The following is a 6,149-nucleotide window of genomic DNA, read 5'->3' on the forward strand; positions in this document are numbered from 1 at the left end:
GGCGCCCGTTTCTCGCCTACGCTGAGCGGGAAACTGACGAAAGGTGCGCCGGGATGAAACCGCTGCCAACGGGGCAGGACGCCGAGGCCATGATCGCGGAGGCGCGCAAGGCGCTGTGGGTGATGGTCGGCTTCCTGGTCGCGCTGTGGATCGTGCAGATCGTCAACTGGCTCATGCACTACTCGCTCAGCTTCGACTACGGCATCCGCGCCCGCGAGACCGGTTCGCTGCCGGAGATCTTCAGCTCGCCGTTCCTGCACTTCAGCTGGGCGCACATCGAGGGCAACTCCGGCCCGCTGTTCATTTTCGGGTTCCTCGCCGCGTATCGGGGCGTGAAGAAGTTCCTCTGGGTGACACTGCTGATCATCGTCGTCGGCGGGCTCGGCGCGTGGTTCACCGAGGCGGACCAGACCGTGCTCGCCGGCGCCAGCGGCGTCGTGTTCGGCTACTTCGGCTACATCATCGTGCGCGGCCTGTTCGACCGGCGGCCGATCGACCTGGTCATCGGGCTGGTGATGGCGCTGTGTTTCGCCTACCAGTTCGCCGCGCTGCTGCCTTCCGAGGAAGGGATCAGCTGGAAGGGACACCTGTTCGGCTTCGCCGCCGGCGTGCTGGGTGGCTGGTTCTTCCGCGAGCGCAGGCCGAAGGCCGAACCGCTTCCCGAAGGCCCGACGACGCTGCTCGACGAGCCCACACAGGCCTGACGTCCGTTGTGGACCAATCCTCGGGACGGGTGGTCCGGAAATCAGGACACGTGTCCCGGATTCAGCTGATCGCCGGCGGCCGGTAGCTGCTGTCGCTGTCCTTAATGGACGGTTACCTGCCCGGCGCGGGCGCCACCACGAGCGGGGCTGCGCAGCAGGTGTCGCTGAACACCCCGCGCCCGGCCGAGGAAAAACGCGCTAGGGTCGCCGTTGTGTCGCTCCGTGAGCTGGTCGTGCTGGGCACCGCGAGCCAGGTGCCCGGCCGCACCCGTAACCACAACGGGTATCTCCTGCGCTGGGACGGCGAGGGGTTCCTGTTCGACCCCGGCGAGGGTACCCAGCGCCAGATGCTGCTGGCCGGGGTCGCCGCGTCGGCGATCACCCGGATCTGCCTGACCCACTTTCACGGCGACCACTGCCTCGGCCTGCCCGGCGTGGTGCAACGGCTCTCGCTCGACGGTGTGCGCCATCCGGTCGACGCCTACTTTCCCGCCTCCGGGCAGGAGTACTTCGACCGGCTGCGGCACGCGAGCGTGTTCCACGAGACCGCCGAGATCCGCGAATCGCCCGTTGCCGAAGACGGCGAGATAGCCGAAGGGGAGTTCGGCAAACTGTACGCGCGGCGGCTGGACCATCCGGTGGAATCCTTCGGCTACCAGCTCGTCGAACCGAGCGGGCGCCGGATGCTGCCCGAGGCGCTGGCCCGCTTCGGCATCACCGGCGCGGAGGTCGGCGAGTTGCAGCGCACCGGTTCACTGCGGTTCGGGCACCGGACGGTCACGGCGGAGCAGGTGAGCGTGGTGCGCCGCGGTCAGCGGGTTGCGTTCGTGATGGACACGCGCTTGTGTGACGCCGTGTACGAGCTCGCCGAACGCGCCGACCTGCTGGTGATCGAGTCGACCTTCCTCGAGGCCGAGGCCGCGCTCGCCCAGGACTACGGCCACCTCACCGCCCGGCAGGCGGCGCGGGTCGCCGCCGAATGCCGCGTCGGCAAGCTCGTGCTCACGCATTTCTCGCAGCGCTACGACAACTCCCTGTCCTTCTACGAGGAGGCCGCGGAGATCTTCGGCGGCGAGATCGTCGTCGCCGAAGATCTCAGCCGCGTCTCGGTGCCGAAGCGCCGCTAGTCCGAACGCGACAGTCAGGAGGCGGTGAGCTGCTGCTGGCGCGGGGCCACGTGCAGGTGCGGCCGGGTGCCCAGTGCTTCGCGCAGCCGGTCGTTCTCCGCCTGCAGTTCGCTCAGCAGGCGCTGCTGTTCACGCCAGGACACCGGCGCCGACTCGTACTCGCGCACGAGCTGCCGTGCGTCCTCCGGAATCGGCATCCGCGCCGCCCGGTCCCGTTCCGCGCGGCCCAGCATTCGGGCCAGCCGCCGGGTGTCGGTCGCGAGAATCCTTGTGCGGCCGAGAATCTTGTGCCGCAGCGGGTCCTCGGGGTTGTCCAGGTCGACCTCGGGAAGGTAGGTGCGCATCGTGCCGGCGGGCAGGTAGTGCGCCGAGCCGACCATCTCGTTGAAGCCCGCTTCGACGGTCCTGTCGAGCAGGAACGCGGTGCCCAGTCCGACCAGATGCCAGGTGATCTCCCGCGCCCACCGCTCGAACTCCTCGGGCGGCTGGTCGCCCTGGCTGATCATGTAAACGGGACCGCGCCGCGTCTCGTCGGCGAGGAAGTCCATGAGATCGGGCAGGTGTCCGCCGGTGACCCACTGCGGAGTCGGCGCCATCTCGGTACGCCCGTCGACGACGGTCAGTTTGCCCAGCAGAGCGCGGAGCACGCTCGGTACGGACATGCACCGGTTGTACGGCGCCTCGCCCAGCGCGGAGCAGTCGTCCCTGGTCTCGATCTCGGTCCAGATCCAGCCGGGCTCGTCGGGCCGCTCGAACACCGAGATCGTGGTGCGCCAGACGTCGCGTGGCTGAGCGTCCGGGTGCTGGCGCCGCCACTGGTAGAGCTGGCCATCTCCGCGCCGGTCGCGCAGGATGGTGACCAGGTCGTCGTGGTCGAGCACGTACTGGCCGGGACGGTCGGCGTCGAGGTGGATCTCCTTGCTCGCGAGCCATCTGCCCAGGTGCTCGATCACGGTGCCGAGAAGCTCTTGACCGGGTGCGGCCCGGAGGAAGGACCGGAATCCGACTGCCATCGCCGTCTCCTACCACTCGGGGACATTTGAAACCGCTGTGCCGTAGAGTGAAGTTTGCAGCCGGGTTGTCCGGCAGTCAAGAGGCAATGCGGACCCCGGCGTGACCGCACTTTCCGCGGCTTGTTTCGATTTCCGCCGTGACCGTGGAAAAGACGTCGCCGGACGTGAGCCGGAATCGGCGCAACGTGATCAGCTGGGCGCTGTGGGATTGGGGCAGCTCGGCCTTCAACGCCATCATCCTCACCTTCGTGTTCTCGGTGTATCTCACGAAGGCCGTGGCGGCCGACGAGACCACCGGCTCCGCGCGGCTCGGGCTCGGGCTGACCATCGCCGGGGTGTGCGTCGCGCTGCTGGCGCCGGTGACCGGGCAGCGCAGCGACGCGAGCGGGCGGCACAAGGTGTGGCTGGCCGCGCACACCGGCGTCGTCGTGGCCTGCATGGCGGGCATGTTCTTCGTCCGCGACAGCCCGTCGTATCTGACCCTGGGCATCACGCTGGTCGCCATCGGTGTGGTGTTCGTGGAGTTCGCCCAGGTCAACTACAACGCGTTGATGTTGCGGGTGGTCACACCGGAGAACATCGGGCGCATCTCCGGGTTCGGCTGGAGCATGGGCTACTTCGGCGGCCTGGTCGCGCTGACCTTCGTGCTGTTCGCGTTCGTGGAGCCCGACGTCGGGCTGTTCGGGGTCACCTCGGCGGGCGGGCTCAACATCCGCGTCGTAGCGCTCTTCTGTGCGCTGTGGTTCGTCGTCTTCGCGCTGCCGGTGCTGCTGTTCGTGCCGCAGCCGCCGCGGTCCGGCGCCATCGAGCGCCGCAACTTCTTCGCCAGTTATCCCGTGCTCGGCAGGCGGATCGCGCAGATGTGGCGGACCGATCGCAACACGTTGTGGTTCCTCATCGCGAGCGCGATCTACCGCGACGGCCTGCTCGCGATCTTCACGTTCGGCGGGGTGATCGCGGCCGGCACGTTCGGCTTCTCGTCCACCGAGGTGGTGATCTTCGCGATCGGCGCGAACCTCACCGCCGGGATCGGCGCCTTGTTCGGCGGCAGGCTGGACGACCGGATCGGGCCGAAGAAGGTCATCGTCGGGTCGCTCGTCGCGCTCGTCGTGGCCGGTACGGCCCTGGTCGTGCTGCCGGGCAAGGCGGCATTCTGGGTGTGCGGGCTCGCGCTGACCCTGTTCGTCGGCCCGTCGCAGGCCGCCGGCCGGACCTTTCTCGCGCGCATCGTGCCTAGGGAACGGGAAGGCGAGGCGTTCGGCCTCTACGCGACGACCGGCCGCGCCGCGACCTTCCTCGGCCCGGCGGCGTTCAGCGGGTTCATCTCGCTGTTCGGCAGCCAGCGGGCGGGCATGGTCGGCCTCGTTCTCGTCCTGCTCGTCGGACTCGTCGTGTTGCTGCCCGTGAAAGGGCCCGAGACCGAGTAATACTGCTCGGCGGAGTTGATCACGTCGAGGAACCGGGAGCCGAAAATCAAAAAGGGACTGCCGCTGCTGGCAGCGGTGATCGTCGCCCTGCTCGTGACCGTCTGGCAGTCGGGGGTGTTCGACACCCAGGCCGGCCCGCCTGCCTCGGCCGCGTCGGCGCAGGGTGAGCTGGCCGAGCTGGTGGTGCAGGCGCGCAGCGGCATGGGTGGCTACTCCCGTGACAAGTTTCCGCACTGGGCAACGGTTTCGGGGGAATGTGACACGCGGGAGACGGTGCTCGAACGCGACGGGCAGGACGTGCGCACGGACAGCGCGTGCCGTCCCACCGCGGGCACCTGGCGCAGCCCCTACGACGGCGGCACCTGGACCAAGGCGTCCGATGTGGACATCGACCACACCGTGCCGCTGGGCCAGGCATGGGAGTCGGGCGCCGCGTCGTGGACCAACGACCAGCGCAAAGCGTTCGCCAACGATCTCACCAGGCCCCAGCTGAAGGCGGTCACCGACAACGTCAACCAGGCCAAGGGCGACCGGGCGCCGGACGAATGGCGGCCCCCGCTGGAGTCCGACTGGTGCACCTACGCGACGGACTGGATCACCGTCAAGCACTACTACAAGCTGACCGTGACCCAGGCGGAGAAGACCGCGCTGACCGACATGCTCACGCGTTGCCGATGAGTTTCGGCTCCGGCCCCGGTCCATACGGCGACAGGAACCGCAAAGACATCCCAGGAGTTGAAATGTCAAGCCGTAACGTTCGCGGCGTGATGCGACCAGGCGGTCGCCTCGTCGTAGCGGGTGCCGGTCTTGAGGCAGCCGTGGAGGATGCCCACGAGGCGGTTGGCAAGTTGGCGCAGGGCGGTGTTGTGGTTGGCGCCGCGGGCTTTCTGCCGGTCGTAGTAGGCGCGAGCTCCGGGCGAGGTGCGCAGCGCGGAGAATGCCTGGGTCATCAGGGCGTCGATGAGCCGGTCGTTGTGGATGAACCGGGCCAGGGCGACCTTCTTCTTCCCGGACGCGCGGGTGATCGGCGAGGTGCCCGCGTAGTTCTTGCGGGCCTTGGCGGTGGTGTAGCGGTGCGGGTCGTCACCGAACTCTGCGAGCACCCGGGCGCCGAGCGCCGGCCCCAGTCCGGGCTGGGACGCGATGATCTCAGCGGCCGGGTGCTGCCCAAAATGTGCCTCCACCTGCCCCTGCAAGCCCGTGATCTGAGTGCGCAACACGGTGACGACCGCGATCAGGGCCTGGATCGAGGCGGCGTAGGCAGTGGCCACGACTTCGGGCTGGCTCAGATGCTCGGCGCGCAATGCGGCCTGGATCGCCGCGGCCTTCTCCGCCACGTTCTTGCGGCGGGCGTGTTTGAGCGCGGCACTGATCTGCGCGGTCGTCAGCCGGGCGGCCTGCGCCGGGGTCGGGGCCTTGGCCAGCAGTTCCAGCGTGTCGGTGGCAGCGAGGTCATCGAAGGCGACCAGTGCGGCGGGAAAGTAGTCCCGCAGCGCGTGCCGCAGCCGCTGGATATGGCGAGTGCGTTCCCAGATCAGTGTCTTGTGGGTGCGGGCCACGACCTTGATCGCCTCGGCCCGGGCACTGTCACCGGCGACCGGGCGCAACTCGTGGGCATGTGTGCGGACCATGTCGGCCAGCACGTGCGCGTCCCCGGCATCGCTCTTGGCCCCCGAAACTCCCAGCCGGTCACGAAACCTGGCCGCCTGCAACGGGTTGACCGCCAACACCGCGTACCCCGCGGTGACCACCGCCGCCACCCACGGGCCCCGATCGGTCTCGATCCCGACCAGCACCTCGACATCGGCCGGGTCGATGTCCCCGGTCAGTTCCCCGATCATGGTGTGCAACCGGGCCATCCCCGCCACACCCTCGGGC

General features: G+C 68.7%; 6 protein-coding genes. 4 read left to right on the top strand and 2 right to left on the bottom strand.

Translation table 11 applies throughout. The features are described 5' to 3' along the window. Positions 1-53 precede the first annotated feature (53 nt). The gene (locus tag HFP15_RS20475; RefSeq protein WP_168518008.1) at positions 54-704 is read left to right on the top strand and encodes a rhomboid family intramembrane serine protease; all 651 of its coding nucleotides are present in this window, start codon (positions 54-56) and stop codon (positions 702-704) included. Positions 705-916: 212 nt separating this feature from the next. Then, positions 917-1,831 (top strand): ribonuclease Z, encoded by a 915-nt coding sequence (locus HFP15_RS20480; protein WP_168518056.1) that lies wholly within the window; start codon positions 917-919, stop codon positions 1,829-1,831. Positions 1,832-1,845: 14 nt separating this feature from the next. On the opposite strand, the gene HFP15_RS20485 is transcribed toward HFP15_RS20480, so the two are convergent. Continuing rightward, on the bottom strand, positions 1,846-2,844 hold the full coding sequence (locus tag HFP15_RS20485) for a hypothetical protein (protein WP_168518010.1): 999 nt from the start codon (positions 2,842-2,844) through the stop codon (positions 1,846-1,848). Between the two features lie 137 nt (positions 2,845-2,981). Here HFP15_RS20485 and HFP15_RS20490 point away from each other — a divergent pair, with 137 nt between their 5' ends. Both HFP15_RS20490 and HFP15_RS20495 read left to right on the top strand, forming a co-directional pair. Further along, positions 2,982-4,271, top strand: a complete 1,290-nt coding sequence (locus HFP15_RS20490) for an MFS transporter (protein WP_312871664.1) — start codon at positions 2,982-2,984, stop codon at positions 4,269-4,271. A gap of 18 nt (positions 4,272-4,289) precedes the next feature. After that, positions 4,290-4,949, top strand: a complete 660-nt coding sequence (locus tag HFP15_RS20495) for an HNH endonuclease family protein (RefSeq protein ID WP_376768880.1) — start codon at positions 4,290-4,292, stop codon at positions 4,947-4,949. Positions 4,950-5,014: 65 nt separating this feature from the next. Here HFP15_RS20495 and HFP15_RS20500 read toward each other — a convergent pair. Next, the coding region (locus HFP15_RS20500) for an IS110 family RNA-guided transposase (protein WP_210717583.1) at positions 5,015-6,149 on the bottom strand (1,135 nt) is incomplete at its 5' end.

Source organism: Amycolatopsis acididurans (assembly GCF_012328925.1).
Lineage (GTDB): Bacteria > Actinomycetota > Actinomycetes > Mycobacteriales > Pseudonocardiaceae > Amycolatopsis_E > Amycolatopsis_E acididurans.

Excerpts from the sequence above, each read along its gene's own strand:
- HFP15_RS20485 (WP_168518010.1), bottom strand. The coding sequence starts at position 2,844 with ATGGCAGTCGGATTCCGGTCCTTCCTCCGGGCCGCACCCGGTCAAGAG.
- HFP15_RS20475 (WP_168518008.1), top strand. The coding sequence starts at position 54 with ATGAAACCGCTGCCAACGGGGCAGGACGCCGAGGCCATGATCGCGGAG.